Annotated in this window: 18 protein-coding genes; 13 read left to right on the forward strand and 5 right to left on the reverse strand. The window is 70.8% G+C overall.

Annotated features, from left to right (window positions below; all coding sequences use genetic code 11):
• Positions 1 to 6 precede the first annotated feature (6 nt).
• A complete protein-coding gene (tal, locus tag GR130_RS10365) occupies positions 7 to 1,125 on the reverse strand; it encodes a transaldolase (protein ID WP_159504440.1) in 1,119 nt (372 codons plus the stop codon).
• 34 nt (positions 1,126 to 1,159) lie between these two features.
• A complete protein-coding gene (gene tkt, locus GR130_RS10370; RefSeq protein ID WP_159504441.1) occupies positions 1,160 to 3,262 on the reverse strand; it encodes a transketolase in 2,103 nt (700 codons plus the stop codon).
• A 486-nt stretch (positions 3,263 to 3,748) separates the two neighbouring features.
• Between tkt and GR130_RS10375 the strand changes: the two genes are divergently transcribed.
• The 3 genes from GR130_RS10375 (at position 3,749) to GR130_RS10385 (ending at position 6,339) form a co-directional block, all read left to right on the forward strand.
• On the forward strand, positions 3,749 to 4,699 hold the full coding sequence (locus GR130_RS10375; protein ID WP_159504442.1) for a heme o synthase: 951 nt from the start codon (positions 3,749 to 3,751) through the stop codon (positions 4,697 to 4,699).
• 59 nt (positions 4,700 to 4,758) lie between these two features.
• Positions 4,759 to 5,145: a hypothetical protein gene (locus GR130_RS10380; protein ID WP_159504443.1), complete on the forward strand. Its 387-nt coding sequence runs from the start codon at positions 4,759 to 4,761 to the stop codon at positions 5,143 to 5,145.
• Positions 5,146 to 5,280: 135 nt separating this feature from the next.
• The gene (locus tag GR130_RS10385) at positions 5,281 to 6,339 is read left to right on the forward strand and encodes an amidohydrolase (RefSeq protein ID WP_159504444.1); all 1,059 of its coding nucleotides are present in this window, start codon (positions 5,281 to 5,283) and stop codon (positions 6,337 to 6,339) included.
• Here GR130_RS10385 and GR130_RS10390 read toward each other — a convergent pair whose 3' ends face one another.
• From GR130_RS10390 to GR130_RS10400, 3 genes are all read right to left on the reverse strand, one after another.
• Complete coding sequence (locus GR130_RS10390) at positions 6,340 to 7,320, reverse strand: COX15/CtaA family protein (protein WP_159504445.1); 981 nt, start codon at positions 7,318 to 7,320, stop codon at positions 6,340 to 6,342.
• A gap of 146 nt (positions 7,321 to 7,466) precedes the next feature.
• Positions 7,467 to 8,240: an ABC transporter permease gene (locus GR130_RS10395; RefSeq protein WP_159504446.1), complete on the reverse strand. Its 774-nt coding sequence runs from the start codon at positions 8,238 to 8,240 to the stop codon at positions 7,467 to 7,469.
• 88 nt (positions 8,241 to 8,328) lie between these two features.
• Positions 8,329 to 9,318 (reverse strand): ABC transporter ATP-binding protein, encoded by a 990-nt coding sequence (locus GR130_RS10400; protein ID WP_201304855.1) that lies wholly within the window; start codon positions 9,316 to 9,318, stop codon positions 8,329 to 8,331.
• A 301-nt stretch (positions 9,319 to 9,619) separates the two neighbouring features.
• Between GR130_RS10400 and GR130_RS10405 the strand changes: the two genes are divergently transcribed.
• From GR130_RS10405 to GR130_RS10450, 10 genes are all read left to right on the forward strand, one after another.
• Positions 9,620 to 10,477, forward strand: coding sequence for a helix-turn-helix transcriptional regulator (locus GR130_RS10405; protein ID WP_159504447.1), 858 nt, complete (start codon positions 9,620 to 9,622; stop codon positions 10,475 to 10,477).
• Positions 10,474 to 11,895, forward strand: a complete 1,422-nt coding sequence (sufB, locus tag GR130_RS10410) for a Fe-S cluster assembly protein SufB (RefSeq protein WP_159504448.1) — start codon at positions 10,474 to 10,476, stop codon at positions 11,893 to 11,895. Before GR130_RS10405 ends, sufB begins: the two co-directional genes overlap by 4 nt.
• Before the next feature lie 59 nt (positions 11,896 to 11,954).
• Positions 11,955 to 13,139, forward strand: a complete 1,185-nt coding sequence (gene sufD / locus GR130_RS10415; RefSeq protein WP_159504449.1) for a Fe-S cluster assembly protein SufD — start codon at positions 11,955 to 11,957, stop codon at positions 13,137 to 13,139.
• Positions 13,136 to 13,453, forward strand: a complete 318-nt coding sequence (locus GR130_RS10420; protein ID WP_016578643.1) for a non-heme iron oxygenase ferredoxin subunit — start codon at positions 13,136 to 13,138, stop codon at positions 13,451 to 13,453. Before sufD ends, GR130_RS10420 begins: the two co-directional genes overlap by 4 nt.
• Positions 13,454 to 13,460: 7 nt before the next feature.
• Positions 13,461 to 14,225: a Fe-S cluster assembly ATPase SufC gene (sufC, locus tag GR130_RS10425; RefSeq protein ID WP_159504450.1), complete on the forward strand. Its 765-nt coding sequence runs from the start codon at positions 13,461 to 13,463 to the stop codon at positions 14,223 to 14,225.
• A complete protein-coding gene (locus GR130_RS10430) occupies positions 14,222 to 15,478 on the forward strand; it encodes a cysteine desulfurase (RefSeq protein ID WP_159504451.1) in 1,257 nt (418 codons plus the stop codon). The genes sufC and GR130_RS10430 overlap by 4 nt, the downstream gene beginning before the upstream one ends.
• A 19-nt stretch (positions 15,479 to 15,497) precedes the next feature.
• Positions 15,498 to 15,956: a Fe-S cluster assembly sulfur transfer protein SufU gene (sufU, locus tag GR130_RS10435; protein WP_159504452.1), complete on the forward strand. Its 459-nt coding sequence runs from the start codon at positions 15,498 to 15,500 to the stop codon at positions 15,954 to 15,956.
• Positions 15,953 to 16,294, forward strand: coding sequence for a metal-sulfur cluster assembly factor (locus tag GR130_RS10440; RefSeq protein ID WP_159504453.1), 342 nt, complete (start codon positions 15,953 to 15,955; stop codon positions 16,292 to 16,294). The genes sufU and GR130_RS10440 overlap by 4 nt, the downstream gene beginning before the upstream one ends.
• A gap of 145 nt (positions 16,295 to 16,439) precedes the next feature.
• On the forward strand, positions 16,440 to 16,760 hold the full coding sequence (locus GR130_RS10445; protein WP_159504454.1) for a DMT family transporter: 321 nt from the start codon (positions 16,440 to 16,442) through the stop codon (positions 16,758 to 16,760).
• Positions 16,760 to 17,299 carry a TetR/AcrR family transcriptional regulator gene (locus tag GR130_RS10450; protein ID WP_159504455.1) on the forward strand — a complete coding sequence of 180 codons (540 nt, stop codon included), beginning with the start codon at positions 16,760 to 16,762 and terminating at the stop codon, positions 17,297 to 17,299. The genes GR130_RS10445 and GR130_RS10450 overlap by 1 nt, the downstream gene beginning before the upstream one ends.
• Positions 17,300 to 17,335: the final 36 nt, after the last annotated feature.

The following is a 17,335-nucleotide window of genomic DNA, read 5'->3' on the forward strand; positions in this document are numbered from 1 at the left end:
GGGAGATCAGCCCTCCGAGGGAGCGAGGCGCGACAGCTCCGCCTCCGTCGACTTGAGCAGGTCGTTCCAGGCAGCCTCGAACTTCTCCACGCCCTCGTCCTCCAGGAGCTGCACGACGTCGTCGTACGAGATCCCGAGTGCGGCGAGCGCGTCGAGGTCGGCCTGGGCGCCGGCGTAGGTGCCGCGCACCGTGTCGCCGGTGATCTCACCGCGGGCGGCGGTGGCCTGGAGCGTGGCCTCCGGCATGGTGTTGACGGTGCCCGGGGCGACCAGCTCGTCCACGTACAGGGTGTCCTTGTACGCCGGGTCCTTCACACCGGTCGAGGCCCACAGCGGACGCTGCTTGTGGGCGCCCGCCTTGTCGAGGGCGGCCCAGCGCTCGGTGCCGAAGACCTCCTCGTACGCCTGGTACGCCAGGCGCGCGTTGGCCAGGGCGGCCTTGCCCTTGAGGGCCTTGGCCTCGTCCGTGCCGATCTTCTCCAGGCGCTTGTCGATCTCGGTGTCCACCCGGGACACGAAGAACGAGGCCACCGAACGGATCAGGGACAGGTCCAGACCCGCCGCCTTGGCCTTCTCCAGGCCGGCCAGGTAGGCGTCCATCACCTCGCGGTAGCGCTCCAGCGAGAAGATCAGCGTGACGTTGACGCTGATGCCCAGGCCGATCACCTCGGTGATGGCCGGCAGGCCCGCCTTGGTGGCCGGGATCTTGATCAGCGTGTTCGGGCGGTCCACCAGCCAGGCCAGCTGCTTGGCCTCGGCGATGGTGGCCTCGGTGTTGTGGGCCAGGCGCGGGTCGACCTCGATGGAGACCCGGCCGTCCTGGCCGCCGGTCGCGTCGAAGACCGGCCGCAGGATGTCGGCGGCGTCCCGGACGTCCGCCGTCGTGATCATGCGGATGGCCTCGTCGACGGTGACCTTGCGGGTGGCGAGGTCGTGGACCTGCTGGCGGTAGCCGTCGCCCGCGGAGATCGCCTTCTGGAAGATCGACGGGTTGGTCGTGACACCGACGACGTGCTGCTGGTCGATCAGCTCGGCGAGGTTGCCGGACGTGATGCGCTTGCGCGACAGGTCGTCCAGCCAGATCGCGACGCCTTCGTCGGAGAGGCGCTTGAGTGCGTCTGTCATGGGTTCTGCATCTCCTACTTGTCGTATACGGGCGTCAGCGCGCGGCGGCGGCCAGCGATTCCCGGGCGGCGTCGGCCACCGCTTCGGGAGTGAAGCCGAACTCGCGGAAGAGGAGCTTGCCGTCGGCCGAGGCGCCGAAGTGCTCCAGGGAAACGATCCGGCCGGCGTCACCGACGTAGCGGTGCCAGGTCAGGCCGATGCCGGCTTCGACGGCGACACGGGCCCTGACCGACGGCGGCAGCACGCTGTCGCGGTATTCCTGGTCCTGCTCCTCGAACCACTCCACCGACGGCATCGACACCACGCGGGTCGGGACGCCCTCGGCCTGGAGCTGCTCACGGGCCGCGACGGCCAGCTGCACCTCGGAACCGGTGGCGATGAGCACGACCTGCGGCTCGGCGGTCCGGCCGTCGGCCCCTTCGGCCTCGAAGCGGACGTAACCGCCCTTGACGGTGGCCTCGTTGGCCTCGTAGGTCGGCACGCCCTGACGGGTCAGCGCCAGACCGTGCGGGGCGCCCACGCCGAACTCCTTCGTCCAGCGGCGCATGATCTCGCGCCAGGCGATCGCGGTCTCGTTGGCGTCGGCCGGGCGCACGACGTTCAGGCCCGGGATGGCGCGCAGTGAGGCCAGGTGCTCGACCGGCTGGTGGGTCGGGCCGTCCTCGCCCAGGCCGATGGAGTCGTGCGTCCACACGTACGTCACCGGCAGGTGCATCAGTGCGGACAGTCGGACGGCGTTGCGCATGTAGTCGGAGAACACCAGGAAGGTGCCGCCGTACACACGGGTGTTGCCGTGCAGCGTGATGCCGTTCATCTCCGCGGCCATGGAGTGCTCGCGGATACCGAAGTGGATGGTGCGGCCGTACGGGTCGGCACCCGGCAGCGGGTTGCCCTCCGGCAGGAACGACGAGGTCTTGTCGATCGTGGTGTTGTTCGACCCCGCGAGGTCGGCCGAACCGCCCCACAGCTCGGGGATGATCGCGCCCAGCGCGTGCAGCACCTTGCCGGACGCGGCGCGGGTGGCCACGGACTTGCCGGTCTCGAACGCGGGGACGTGGTCCTGCCAGCCCTCCGGCAGCTCGCCCGCGGCGATCCGGTCGAACTCGGCGGCGCGCTCGGGGTTGGCGGTGCGCCAGGCGGCGAACGACTTCTCCCACTTGGCACGGGCCTCGCGACCGCGGTCCTGGGCGGCACGGGTGTGCGCCAGCACCTCGCCGGCGACCTCGAAGTCCTGCTCCGGGTCGAAGCCCAGCACGCGCTTGGTGGCGGCGACCTCTTCGGCGCCCAGCGCGGAGCCGTGCGCGGCCTCGGTGTTCTGGGCGTTCGGGGCCGGCCAGGCGATGATCGAGCGGGCCGCGATGAACGAGGGGCGCTCGGTCTCGGCCTTGGCGGCCTCCAGGGCCCTGGCCAGCCCGGCCGGGTCCAGGTCGCCGTTGGGCAGCTGCTCGACGCGCTGGACGTGCCAGCCGTACGCCTCGTAGCGCTTGAGGGTGTCCTCGGAGACCGCGGTCTCCGTGTCGCCCTCGATGGAGATGTGGTTGTCGTCCCACAGCAGGACGAGGTTGCCGAGCTTCTGGTGGCCCGCCAGGGAGGACGCCTCGGCGGCGATGCCCTCCTGGAGGCAGCCGTCACCGGCGACGGCCCAGATGGTGTGGTCGAAGGGCGAGGTGCCCTGCGGCGCGTCGGGGTCGAACAGGCCGCGCTCGTAGCGGGCGGCCATCGCCATGCCCACGGCGTTGGCGACGCCCTGGCCCAGCGGGCCGGTGGTGGTCTCCACACCGGCGGTGTGGCCGTACTCCGGGTGACCGGGGGTCTTGGAGCCCCACGTGCGGAAGCTCTTGAGGTCGTCGAGCTCCAGGCCGTAGCCGGCCAGGTAGAGCTGGATGTAGAGCGTCAGGCTGGAGTGGCCGGCAGAGAGGACGAACCGGTCGCGGCCGGTCCAGTCCGGGTCCGCGGGGTCGTGCTGCATCAGCTTCTGGAACAGAACATAGGCGGCGGGAGCCAGGCTCATGGCCGTACCCGGATGGCCGTTACCGACCTTCTGCACGGAGTCCATGGCCAGCACACGGACGGTGTCCACAGCCCGCTGGTCCAGTTCGGTCCACTCGAAATCTGTGGTGGTCGGCTTGTTGCTCACCCTGAGTCAGGGCTCCTCTCCACATGTCGAATGCCGCGGACGGTATGTCCGCCAGGCGGTGTCGAGCCTACCCCCGTGAATGCACGCGCCTTTTCGACGCTCAGTCGGTGGAAACGGCGCTCAGTCGGGTAGGCCGCGATCACGGGAACTTGTCGCTTAGGGCAACTGAATCGGCACTTCAGGCATTCCCGGCGCCAGGGGCGACGCCATACGACCAGACTGCCGGGCGGCCGTCGCGTTCGCCTCCCGAACGCCGGGCGAACGGCCGGGGAAAGCTCGGGGGATCCTTGGGACATTCCTCCGGGAGCCGCCCGCCGTCACCCCGCGGCGGGCGGGCCAACACGACGGCACCCCCGCGAAGATCGCCGTATGGCCAACGTCTAAAGTGGCGTGGTAAGCGCAAGCCCCACCGGGTCACCACGCCGACGGGGCTTGCTGGCCTTATCTCCGCGGCTCACGCCGCTGACGTTACTTCCAGGGGTGTGCGTGACGGCCGTCGAATCCCGTCCTGCGGGGGCGCTCTCTCAGGTCCCCGGGAGTCCCGGTAACCGGCCGTTCGGCCCCCGGCTCAAGGCGTTCGTGGCGCTGACCAAGCCGCGGGTCATCGAGCTGCTGCTGATGACCACGGTGCCGGTGATGTTCCTGGCGGCCCGCGGGGTGCCGGACCTGTGGCTGGTGCTGGCGACCTGCGTCGGCGGCTACCTCTCCGCCGGCGGCGCCGCCGCGTACAACATGTACCTGGACCGCGACATCGACGCGATGATGGACCGCACCTCCCAGCGCCCGCTGGTCACCGGCATGGTCTCGCCGCGCGAGTGCCTGGTCTTCGCGACCGTCCTCGCGGTCGGCTCCACCGCCTGGTTCTGGTTCCTCGTCAACCCGCTGTCGGCGATGCTGTCCCTCGGGGCGCTGCTCTTCTACGTCGTCGTCTACACGATGATCCTCAAGCGGCGCACGTCGCAGAACATCGTCTGGGGCGGCATCGCGGGCTGCATGCCCGTCTTCATCGGCTGGTCCTCGGTGACCAACTCCGTCTCCTGGGCCTCGTTCGTCCTCTTCCTCGTCATCTTCTTCTGGACGCCGCCGCATTACTGGCCGCTGTCGATGAAGGTCACGGACGACTACAAGCGGGTCGGCGTGCCGATGCTGCCGGCCGTGGCGGGCAACAAGGTCGTCGCCCGGCAGATCGTCGTCTACAGCTGGGTGATGGTCGCCGTCTCGCTGCTGCTCCAACCGCTGGGCTACACCGGCTGGTTCTACACCGCGGTCGCGGTCGCCTGCGGCGCGTTCTGGCTCCGTGAGGCGCACGCCCTCCAGTCCCGCGCCAAGGCCGGGATCACGGGAGCCAAGCTCAAGGAGATGCGGCTGTTCCACTGGTCCATCACCTATGTCTCGCTGCTGTTCGTCGCCGTCGCCGTGGACCCGTTCCTGCGCTGAGTTCCTGCGCCGAGCGTCACTCCCGGCAAGCCTTCCTCGTTCCATTACCCGCGGGTAGCATGCTGTTCATGGCAGACACCCAGCAGGCGGACGAGCAGGCGGCGGACGGCGCGGCGTCCGCGACCACGGCGGACACGCGGGCCGACAAGCGGACGGCCAAGCTCGCCGGGCAGATCCGCGCCTTCGCCAAGACGCACGGCGGCAGCGCCGAGGGCCAGCTCGCGCACATCGGCCGCGGGCGCACCCGCATCGCGCTGGTCGGCGCCAACGGCGAGTGGGGCAACCTCGTGGCGGACAGCTACGACAGCGCCAAGGGCGCCGCGGACCTGGCCGGCATCACGCTCCAGGACGACTTCGACGGCGAGCTGGCCGCCAAGGTCCGCACCGGCCCGTACGAGTGGTCCCGGATGGCGGGCATCCAGGTGGGCGGCCCGGCCAACCCGTGACGCTCCCCTGGTGGACGGGCCCCGGTGCCGTGCGCCGGGGCGCGCCGCCCGCTACCTCACCACCCGCTCGCCCGTTAAGCCCACCAGGCGCGGCGATTCGGCCACGCCTGGCGGACTGACGGCTGGGAGGGGCGGATGGAGGGACTGCCACCGCTCGTCGACCAGTACAGCCACGGCGCCGTCCACGGAGAACTGGGCCTCGGGTCCTTCGAGGCGCACCTGGCCACCGCGGTCGGCGCCCAGGGCCCGGCGCCCGCGGGCACCAGCTACTTCGACACCCGCACCGGTCTCGCGATACGCCGCTGGTGCCCCCCGTTGCTCGGCCTGGAGCCGCACTGCCCGCCGGTGCGTTATCTGGCCCGCCGGCGCGAGGTGGGCGCCTTCCACGCCGGCCGGCTGCTGCTCCGCGGCGCCGGCATCGGCACGTACCTGCTGGAGACCGGCGCCCGCAGCGAACTGACCTCGGCCGCCGAACTGTCCGCCGCCGCCGAGGCCCGCGCCCACGAGGTGGTCCGGCTCGAACCGCTCGCCGAGCAGGTCGCCGACACCTCCGGCAGCGTCGACTCCTTCATCGGCTACACCGCGGAAGCCCTGTACGCCGCGGCCCAGCACGCCACCGCGTTCGCCTCCGGCGCCATGTACTGCGAGGGCCGCGCCCCGGACGGCGGCGAGGTGCGGCGCGCCGCCGACCGCTGGCTGCGCGGGCGCCGCCCCGGAGGCCGGCTGGCGGAGCCGGCGCTCGTCCGGCACCTGCTGTGGAGCGCGGTGGCGACCGGGCTGCCGGTGCAGCTGCACTGCCCCGATCCGCGGCCCCTGGCGGACTTCCTGCGGGCCACCGCCGGCCTCGGCTCGGATCTCGTCCTGCTGCCCGAGACCCCGCACCACCGGCGGGCCGCGCAGCTCGCCGCCGTGCACTCCCATGTCTACGCGGACACCGGGCCGGACCCCGAAGAGGCCCTCGGCCAGGCCCCGTTCGGCAAGCTGCTGTTCTCCTCCGGAGCACGCGGGCTGCCCGAGCTCTACGTCACCGGCGCGCGGTTCTTCTTACGCGCCATGGCACGCGTCATGGGGGAGTGGACCGCCGAGGGGCTGTGCGCCGCCTCGGACGGCCGGCGGATCACCGAGATGGTCGGCTCGGGCACCGCCCGGCGGGTCTACCGGCTGCGGGCCGGGGACTCGCCGGACACCTGGTGACTAGGCGGCCGGCTGCGGTTCCAGAACCTCGAGGCGGTCGGCCGGGCCGGGTACGGCCGGGACCGGACCGCGCTCGCGCAGCGTGAGGAAGACCCGCAGGACGGCGATCCAGACCAGCGTCGAGCCGAACATGTGGAGTCCCACGACGAACGCCGGCAGGCCCAGGAAGTACTGGACGTAGCCGAAGACGCCCTGGAGGGCGAGGACCGCGAACAGCTGCAGGACCGCCTTGCGGGGCGCGGCCGGGGCCTTAACGGCGCGAAGCGTGAACCACAGCGCGACGCTCAGGCCGACCACGATGTACGCCAGGTCGACGTGCAGCTGGGTGATCTCCCGCCAGTTCACCGCGATGCGGTGCACCTGGCGGGCGTCGCCGGCGTGCGGGCCGGAGCCGGTGACCAGGGTGCCGACCACGGTCAGCGCGCCGGACGCCAGGACCAGCAGCCACGCCAGCTGGCGCACCGGGCGGGCCACCAGGTCGCGCGGCTCCTCGTCGCCCTCGCAGGCCCGCTGCCAGGAGAGCACGGCGACGGTGAGCAGGGCGGTGGAGAGCAGGAAGTGGGCGGCGACGATGTACGGGTTCAGCCCGGTCAGCACGGTGATGCCGCCGACCGGCGCGTTCGCCAGGATGATCCAGAACTGCGCCCAGCCGAGCTTGGTGAGCGACCGGCGCCGGGGCTGCTGGGCGCGGGCGGCGATGATGAACACCCCGACGACCGCGCAGAGCACGTACGTCAGCATGCGGTTCCCGAACTCGATCAGGCCGTGCACGCCCATCGCGGCGGTCGGTGTGAGACTGCCCGGGGTGCACTGCGGCCAGGTCGAGCAGCCCAGACCGGAGTCGCTCAGCCGGACCGCCCCGCCGGTCACGACGATGACCACGGCCATCACGACGGTGGCGAGCGCGGCCCGCCGGACGAACCGTGCGGACGGCTGCCAGCGACGGGCGATCAGCTCAAGGGGATTCAGCGTGTTCGGCACGCGTGCCATCGTAGGCAACGGCTTGTGCGCGTTTTCACGAGGGTCCGGTTTGCCGCCTCCGGCCGGCGGTGGGGAGGGTGTTTGCCGAGGTGGGGGCGTACGTGGGCCCGGTCCGGCGGTTCCGGCCGGGACGGGCCGCGGGCGGCCTACTCCCAGCGGAAGAACTTCGCCGCGGCGCCCAGGCCCACTACCGCCCAGACCGCCAGGATGCCGAGGTCTGCCCAGGGGATCCCGGCCCCGTGCTGGAGCACCGTGCGCAGTCCGTCGGAGAGTGCGGAGATCGGCAGCAGCCCCAGCACCGTCTGCGCGGCCTCCGGGAACTTCGCCAGGGGGACGATGACGCCGCCGCCCACGAGGAGCAGCAGGAAGACCAGGTTGGCGGCGGCCAGGGTGGCCTCCGCCTTGAGGGTGCCGGCCATCAGCAGGCCCAGGCCCGAGAACGCCGCGGTGCCCACGAGGAGCAGCAGGACGACGGAGACGGGGTTGCCGCGCGGCGACCAGCCCAGCGCGAAGGCGACCACCGTCAGCAGGACGACCTGGAGGACCTCGGTGACCAGCACCGCGCAGGTCTTCGCCGTCATCAGCGCCCAGCGGGGGAGCGGTGAGGCGCCCAGCCGCTTGAGGACCCCGTAGCGGCGCTCGAAGCCGGTCGCGATGGCCTGGCCGGTGAAGGCGGTGGACAGCACGGCGAGCGCCAGGATGCCCGGCGCGAGGAAGTCCACCGACTTCCCGGCCCCGGTGTCGATGATGTCGACGGCGGAGAACAGCACCAGCAGCAGCGTCGGGATGACGACGGTCAGCAGCAGCTGCTCACCGTTGCGCAGCAGCATCCTGGTCTCCAGGGCCGCCTGTGCGCGGATCATCCGCGGCAGCGGGGCGGCACCCGGCCGAGGGGCGAACGTTCCGGTCCCGGCGGTCATGCGCGCAGCTCCTTCCCCGTGAGCTCCAGGCTGTGCCGTCCCGGGGTGCGACCCCCGGACCCCCGGCCGAAAGGCGAGTGACCCCGCGTCATGCGCGCAGCTCCTTCCCCGTGAGCTCCAGGAAAACGTCCTCAAGAGTGTGCCGTTCGACGGCTATCGAGTCCGGCATCACGCCGTTCTGGGCGCACCAGGAGGTGACGGTGGCCAGGAGTTGCGGGTCGATCCGGCCGTTGACGCGGTAGGTGCCGGCGGTGAGTTCGGTGGCGATGCTGTCGGCGGGCAGGGCCTTGAGGAGCGAGGCGATGTCCAGACCGGGGCGGCCGGTGAAGCGGAGGCTGTTCTCGGCCCCGCCCTTGCACAGCTCGTCGGGGCTGCCCTGGGCGATCACCCGCCCGCCGTCGATGATCGCGACGTCGTCGGCGAGCTGCTCGGCCTCGTCCATGAAGTGGGTGGTGAGGACGACGCTGACACCGTCGGCGCGCAGTTCGCGGACGAGGTCCCAGGTGGCGTGCCGGGCCTGCGGGTCCAGGCCGGCGGTGGGCTCGTCCAGGAAGACCAGCTCGGGGCGGCCGACCACGGCCATCGCCAGCGCGAGGCGCTGCTGCTGGCCGCCGGACAGCCGCCGGTAGGGGGTGCGGCCGCAACTGCCCAGCCCCAGCCGGTCGATGAGGTCGGCCACGTCGAGCGGGTGGGCGTGCAGGGTGGCGGTGTGCCGGAGCATCTCCTCGGCCCGGGCGCCCGCGTAGACGCCGCCGGACTGGAGCATCACGCCGATGCGCGGCCGCAGCGCGGCGGCGTCGGCGACCGGGTCCAGGCCCAGTACGCGGACCCGGCCGGCGTCCGGGCGGCGGTAGCCCTCACAGGTCTCGACGGTGGTGGTCTTGCCGGCGCCGTTGGGGCCGAGGACGGCGGTCACCGAGTCGCGGGCGACGGTGAGGCCGAGCCCGTCCACGGCGGTCTTGGCCCCGTACCGCTTGACCAGGCCGACGACCTCGACGGCAGGTTCCCGGCCGGGGGGTCCCCCCGCCGAAGGAAGGGGGCGGGTCTGGGGGTCGCCCCCCGGGGAGGTACTGCGCATGGCGGGCAGTCTACGGAGCGGGGCCGGGTGGCCGGGAGGGGGGCTCGGGTACGGTCCGGGGGCCGGGTCGCTGGGACGGCGGTGCGGGTGGCGGCGGTCTTCGGCCATCGGCGCGGCGTCCGCGGAGTGCCCCGGGGGCGTGCGGCGGGCCGGGGTGACGAGGCCGCGTCGTCGCAGGCCGGAGGGCGTTTCAGGGGTCCGGGGCGAGTGCGGAATTAGGTAACCCTAAGTGATCGAGGCCACCAGTCCGTGATGTGAAACAGGCTTGAATCGCTTTGGCGAATTACGCAACAATGGCGTTGTGAAATACGCGAGTGAGGATCAGGAGAGGCCAGCGGTCCAGCCGACCGCCGACCCGGTTTCCTCCGCGCCCGAGCGGCCCGCGCAGGCCGGCCCCGCCCCCGCGCCGCACGACGAGCAGCAGGGCACCCGCAACCGCGTCGCCCGCTCGATCCTCGACCACGGTCCGTCCACCGCGGCCGAGCTGGCCCTCCGCCTGGAGCTGACCCAGGCCGCCGTCCGCCGCCATCTGGACGCGCTGGCCGCGGAGGGCGTCGTCGAGCCCCGTGAGAAGCGGGTCTACGGCACGCGGGGCCGCGGCCGCCCGGCCAAGGCGTTCGCGCTCACCGACTGCGGGCGGGACGCCTTCGACCAGGCGTACGACCAGCTCGCCTCCGACGCGCTGCGCTGGATCGCGCAGAGCGCGGGCGGCGGGGAGGAGGGCGAGGCGGCGGTCGCCGCGTTCGCCCGCGCGCGCCTCGCGGCCCAGGCCGAGGGCTACCGCAAGGCGGTCGAGGCCGCCGATCCGGAGGCCCGTACGGAGGCCCTGGCGAAGGCGTTGACCGCGGACGGGTACGCTGCTACGGCGCGCAGCGCGCCCAATCCCCAGCTCGGTGAGCAGCTCTGCCAGCACCACTGCCCGGTCGCCCATGTCGCCGAGCAGTACCCGCAGCTGTGCGAGGCGGAGACCGAGGTCTTCTCCCGATTGCTCGGGACCCACGTACAGCGACTTGCCACCATCGCCCACGGCGACGGAGTGTGCACGACCTTCGTCCCGAAGGCCGGGGCCGGCAAGGCGACGCACGGCAGCACCGCTCACAGCAGCACCACGAAGACCACCACAGCATCTGCAAGCACGGCCGGGAGGAACCCCGCATGACGCTCCCCACGGAGACTGCTCACCCTGAGCTCGAGGGCCTGGGCAAGTACGAATACGGCTGGGCCGACTCCGACGTGGCCGGCGCCTCGGCGAAGCGCGGTCTCTCCGAGGAGGTCGTCCGCGACATCTCGGGCAAGAAGGACGAGCCGGAGTGGATGCTCAAGCTCCGCCTCAAGGGCCTGAAGCTGTTCGACAAGAAGCCCATGCCGCAGTGGGGCTCCGACCTGTCGGGCATCGACTTCGACAACATCAAGTACTTCGTCCGCTCCACCGAGCAGCAGGCCGCCTCCTGGGAGGAGCTGCCCGAGGACATCAAGAACACCTACGACAAGCTGGGCATCCCCGAGGCGGAGAAGCAGCGCCTGGTCGCCGGTGTCGCCGCGCAGTACGAGTCGGAGGTCGTCTACCACCAGATCCGCGAGGACCTGGAGGCGCAGGGCGTCATCTTCCTGGACACCGACACCGCGCTGAAGGAGCACCCCGAGCTCTTCCAGGAGTACTTCGGCACGGTCATCCCGGTCGGCGACAACAAGTTCGCGTCGCTGAACACCGCGGTGTGGTCCGGCGGCTCGTTCATCTACGTCCCCAAGGGCGTCCATGTGGACATCCCGCTCCAGGCGTACTTCCGCATCAACACCGAGAACATGGGCCAGTTCGAGCGGACCCTGATCATCGTCGACGAGGACGCCTACGTCCACTACGTCGAGGGCTGCACGGCGCCGATCTACAAGTCCGACTCGCTGCACTCCGCGGTCGTCGAGATCATCGTCAAGAAGGGCGGCCGCTGCCGCTACACGACCATCCAGAACTGGTCGAACAACGTCTACAACCTGGTCACCAAGCGCGCCGTCGCCTATGAGGGCGCGACGATGGAGTGGGTCGACGGCAACCTCGGCTCCAAGGTGACCATGAAGTACCCGGCGGTCTACCTCATGGGTGAGCACGCCAAGGGCGAGACGCTGTCCATCGCCTTCGCGGGCGAGGGCCAGCACCAGGACGCCGGCTCCAAGATGGTCCACATGGCGCCGAACACCTCCTCCAACATCGTCTCCAAGTCGGTGGCCCGGGGCGGCGGCCGGACCTCCTACCGCGGTCTGGTCGAGATCGGCGAGGGCGCCGCGGGCTCCAAGTCCAACGTGCTGTGCGACGCGCTGCTCGTGGACACCATCTCCCGCTCGGACACCTACCCCTACGTGGACGTCCGCGAGGACGACGTGTCCATGGGCCACGAGGCGACGGTCTCCAAGGTCAGCGAGGACCAGCTGTTCTACCTGATGGCGCGCGGCCTGAGCGAGCAGGAGGCCATGGCGATGATCGTCCGCGGCTTCGTCGAGCCGATCGCCCGTGAGCTGCCGATGGAGTACGCGCTGGAGCTCAACCGGCTGATCGAGCTGCAGATGGAAGGCGCGGTCGGCTGACGCCGGTCCGCACGCAGCGACTGACTCCCTGAACGCAGAAAGCGAGCGCAACGACAGCCATGGCTGAGGCTCAGAACATCCCGGCGGGTTCCACGACCACCGGCTCCATCGCGGTGGCCGCGGAGTCCACCGTCGCCACCCGGATGAGCGCCCCGCCGTCCTACGACGTGGCGGACTTCCCGGTGCCGCACGGCCGCGAGGAGGAGTGGCGCTTCACGCCGCTCGCGCGGCTGCGCGGTCTGCACGACGGCAGCGCCGAGGCCGGCGGTCCCGACCTGAAGGTCGACATCACCGCGCCCGACGGCGTCACCCACGAGCTGGTCGACCGCACCGACCCGCGGGTCGGCAAGGCCGGCAAGCCGGTGGACCGGGTCGCGGCCCAGGCGTACAGCTCGTTCGAGAAGGCGTCGGTGGTCACGGTCCCCAAGGAGACCGTGCTCACCGAGCCGATCCGGATCACCGTCCACGGCGAGGGCGGCACCGCCTACGGCCACCAGGTCGTCGAGCTGGGCGCGTTCGCCGAGGCGGTCGTGGTCATCGACCACACCGGTGACGCGGTGCTCGCCGCCAACGTCGACTACCTCCTCGGCGACGGCGCCAAGCTGACCGTCGTCTCCGTGCAGGACTGGGACGACACCGCCGTCCACTGCGGCCAGCACAACGCCCTGGTCGGCCGGGACGCCACCTTCAAGTCCGTGGTCGTCACCTTCGGCGGCGACCTGGTCCGCCTCCACCCGCGCATCGACTACGCGGGCCCCGGCGGCGAGGCCGAGCTCTACGGCCTGTACTTCACCGAGCAGGGCCAGCACCAGGAGCACCGCCTCTTCGTCGACCACGACACGCCCAACTGCCGCTCCCACGTGACCTACAAGGGCGCGCTGCAGGGCCAGGACGCGCACGCGGTCTGGATCGGCGACGTCCTCATCCAGGCGGCCGCCACCGGCACGGACACCTACGAGCTCAACCGCAACCTCGTCCTGACCGACGGCGCGCGGGTCGACTCGGTGCCCAACCTGGAGATCGAGACCGGCGAGATCGTCGGTGCCGGCCACGCCTCGGCGACCGGCCGGTTCGACGACGAGCAGCTGTTCTACCTGATGGCCCGCGGTGTCCCGGCCGACGAGGCGCGCCGCCTGGTCGTCCGCGGCTTCTTCGCCGAGCTGGTCCAGCAGATCGGCCTCCCGGACGTCGAGGAGCGCCTGATGAACAAGATCGAAGCCGAGCTGGAAGCGTCCGCGGCATGACGTACGTACGCGCAGCGGCGCTCAGCGAGCTGGAGGAGGACACCCCCAAGAGGGTGGAGATCGACGGTACGCCGATCTCGCTGGTCCGCACCGAGGGCGAGGTGTTCGCGATCAACGACATCTGCTCGCACGCGAACGTCTCCCTGTCGGAGGGCGAGGTCGAGGACTGCTCGATCGAGTGCTGGCTGCACGGCTCCAGTTTCGACCTGCGTACCGGCAAGCCGTCCGGCCTTCCCGCGACGCGCCCCGTCCCCGTATACCCCGTAAAGATCGAAGGGGACGACGTGCTCGTCTCCGTCACCCAGGAGTCCTGAGTTCCCCATGGCAACGCTTGAGATCCACGACCTGCACGTCTCCGTCGAGGCCGAGAACGGCCAGCGCGAGATCCTGAAGGGCGTCGACCTGACCGTGAAGCAGGGCGAGACGCACGCCATCATGGGCCCCAACGGCTCCGGCAAGTCGACCCTCGCCTACTCCCTCGCGGGTCACCCGAAGTACACGATCACCGGCGGCACCGTCACCCTCGACGGCGAGGACGTCCTGGAGATGTCCGTCGACGAGCGCGCCCGGGCCGGCGTCTTCCTCGCCATGCAGTACCCGGTCGAGGTGCCCGGTGTCTCGGTCTCCAACTTCCTGCGCACCTCCGCCACCGCGATCCGCGGCGAGGCCCCCAAGCTGCGGCTGTGGGTCAAGGAGGTCAAGGAGGCCATGGAGCGCCTCCACATGGACCCCTCGTTCGCCGAGCGCAACGTCAACGAGGGCTTCTCCGGCGGTGAGAAGAAGCGCCACGAGATCCTCCAGCTGGAGCTGCTCAAGCCGGCCATCGCGATCCTCGACGAGACCGACTCCGGCCTCGACGTCGACGCGCTGCGGATCGTCTCCGAGGGCGTCAACCGCGTCCGCGAGACCGGCCAGGTGGGCACCCTGCTCATCACCCACTACACCCGGATTCTCCGCTACATCAAGCCCGACCACGTCCACGTCTTCGCCAACGGGCGGATCGCCGAGTCCGGCGGCCCCGAGCTGGCGGACAAGCTGGAGGCCGAGGGCTACGAGGCATACGTGAAGGGTGGTACGACCGCGTGACACAGCTGCCGGGCCTCCTCGACACAGAGGCGATCCGCAAGGACTTCCCCCTTCTGGACCGTCAGGTCCACGACGGGAAGAAGATCGTGTACCTGGACAACGCGGCGACGTCGCAGAAGCCGCGCCAGGTCCTCGACGCCCTGAGCGCCTACTACGAACGCCACAACGCCAACGTCCACCGCGGCGTGCATGTGCTCGCCGAGGAGGCCACGGCGCTGTACGAAGGCGCGCGCGACAAGGTCGCCGCCTTCATCAACGCGCCCAGCCGGGACGAGGTGATCTTCACCAAGAACGCCTCGGAGTCGCTCAACCTCGTTGCCAACATGCTGGGTTGGGCCGATGAGCCGTACCGCGTGGACCGCGAGACCGAGATCGTCATCACGGAGATGGAGCACCACTCCAACATCGTCCCGTGGCAGCTGCTCTCGCAGCGCACCGGCGCGAAGCTGAAGTGGTTCGGCATCACCGACGACGGCCGCCTCGACCTGTCCAACATAGACGAGATCATCACGGAGCAGACGAAGATCGTCTCCTTCACGCTGGTCTCCAACATCATGGGCACCGTCAACCCGGTCGAGACGATCGTCCGGCGGGCCCAGGAGGTCGGTGCGCTGGTGTGCATCGACGCCTCGCAGGCCGCGCCGCACATGGTCCTGGACGTCCAGGCGCTGCAGGCCGACTTCGTGGCCTTCACCGGCCACAAGATGTGCGGCCCGACCGGTATCGGCGTGCTGTGGGGCCGCCAGGAGCTGCTGGAGGACCTGCCTCCGTTCCTCGGCGGCGGCGAGATGATCGAGACGGTGTCCATGCACTCCTCGACCTACGCGCCCGCGCCGCACAAGTTCGAGGCCGGTACGCCCCCGATCGCGCAGGCCGTCGGCCTCGGCGCGGCCGTGGACTACCTCACCTCGATCGGCATGGACAGGATCGCCGCGCATGAGCACGCGATCACCGAGTACGCCGTCAAGCGGCTGCTGGAGGTCCCCGACCTGCGCATCATCGGCCCGAGCACGGCCGAGGACCGCGGGGCGACGATCTCCTTCACGCTCGGCGACATCCACCCGCACGACGTGGGCCAGGTGCTGGACGAGCAGGGCATCGCGGTCCGGGTGGGGCACCACTGCGCGCGTCCGGTCTGCCTGCGGTACGGAATTCCTGCGACCACGCGGGCGTCGTTCTATCTGTACTCCACCCCGGCCGAGGTCGACGCCCTGGTCGAGGGCCTGGAGCACGTCCGCAACTTCTTCGGATGAGGACAGGACTGACTGAGTCGTGAAGCTGGATTCCATGTACCAGGACGTCATCCTGGACCACTACAAGCACCCCCATGGGCGCGGTCTCCGGGACGGCGATGCCGAGGTGCACCACGTCAACCCCACGTGCGGTGACGAGATCACGCTGCGCGTGCGGCTGGAGGGCACGACGATCGAGGACGTGTCCTACGAGGGCCAGGGCTGCTCCATCAGCCAGGCCAGCGCGTCGGTGCTCAACGACCTCCTGGTCGGCAAGCAGCTCGGCGAGGCGCAGCGGATCCAGGAGACGTTCCTGGAGCTGATGCAGTCCAAGGGCCAGGTCGAGCCCGACGACGCGATGGAGGAGGTGCTGGAGGACGCGGTCGCGTTCGCCGGCGTCTCGAAGTACCCGGCGCGCGTGAAGTGCGCACTGCTGAGCTGGATGGCCTGGAAGGACGCCACGGCCAAGGCCCTCTCCCAGGAGGCGAAGACCGCATGACCGACACCCCCGCCACCACCACCACCAAGCCGGCCTCCGAGGAGGAGGTCCGCGAGGCGCTCTACGACGTCGTCGACCCCGAGCTGGGCATCGACGTCGTCAACCTCGGCTTGATCTACGGCATCCACATCGACGACGCCAACATCGCCACCATCGACATGACGCTGACCTCCGCGGCCTGCCCGCTGACCGACGTCATCGAGGACCAGGCGAAGTCCGCCACGGACGGCATCGTCAGCGAGCTGAAGATCAACTGGGTCTGGATGCCCCCGTGGGGCCCGGACAAGATCACCGACGACGGCCGTGAGCAGCTGCGCGCGCTGGGGTTCAACGTCTGACCGATCCGCCATCGCGATACGGCCGTGCCCGCCAGTCACCCCTGGCGGGCACGGCCGTTCCGCATTCCCGTGCGTCCCGTGCGTCCCGGGCTTTTCGTGGCGCGGTTATGTACGCCCGTACGCATCGCTGTGTACGCTCGTACGCATGGTCTATCTGACGCTGGCCGGGGCGATCCTCTCCGAGATCCTGGCGACCACGGCGATGAAGTACAGCCACGGGTTCACGAAGCTGTGGCCGTCGGTGGGCACCACGCTGGGGTATCTGGTGGCCTTCGCGCTGCTCGCGCGGACGCTGAAGTCGATGAGCGTGGGAACGACCTATGCGATCTGGTCCGGGGCGGGCACGGCGGTCATCGCGGCGATCGGGATGGTGTTCCTGGGGGAGAGCACCAGTTGGCTGAAGATCCTCGGGGTGCTGCTGGTCATCGCCGGGGTGGTCGTGCTGAATCTGGACGGTGCGCACTGATGGCGCGGCGCTACGACCCGGACCGGCGGCAGCGGATCATCGACGCGGCGATCGCGGTGGTCGGCGAGCGGGGTATCGCCGGGCTCAGCCATCGCGCGGTGGCGGCCGCCGCGGATGTGCCGCTGGGCTCGACGACGTATCACTTCGCGACGCTGGACGAGCTGCTGGTCGCCGCGCTGCGGCAGGCCAACGGCGGGTGGCTGGAGGATTTCGCACGCTGGGTGGCGGGGATCGATCCGGCGGTGCCGCTGGCCGACGAGGTGGCGCGGCTGGTCGAGGAGACGCTGGCCGGCGACCGGTCGCGGGTGGAGCTGGAGTACGAGCTGTATCTGGCGGCGCTGCGGCACGAGGCGGTGCGGCCGATCGCGGCGGAGTGCCTGGACGAGATGGTCGCGCTGCTCGGGCGGCGGATCGGGGACCCGGCCACCGCGCGGGCCGTGGTGGCGTTCGCCGACGGGCTGGTCCTCCAGCATCTGCTGACCGGCCGGCCCTTCGAACGGGCCCTGGTCCGGGACGGGTTGGCCGGCGTGCTCGGCTGAGGCCGGGGCCGCGGCGCGGGACGGCGGCGGGGGCGG

The organism is Streptomyces sp. GS7 (assembly GCF_009834125.1).
Classification (GTDB): domain Bacteria; phylum Actinomycetota; class Actinomycetes; order Streptomycetales; family Streptomycetaceae; genus Streptomyces.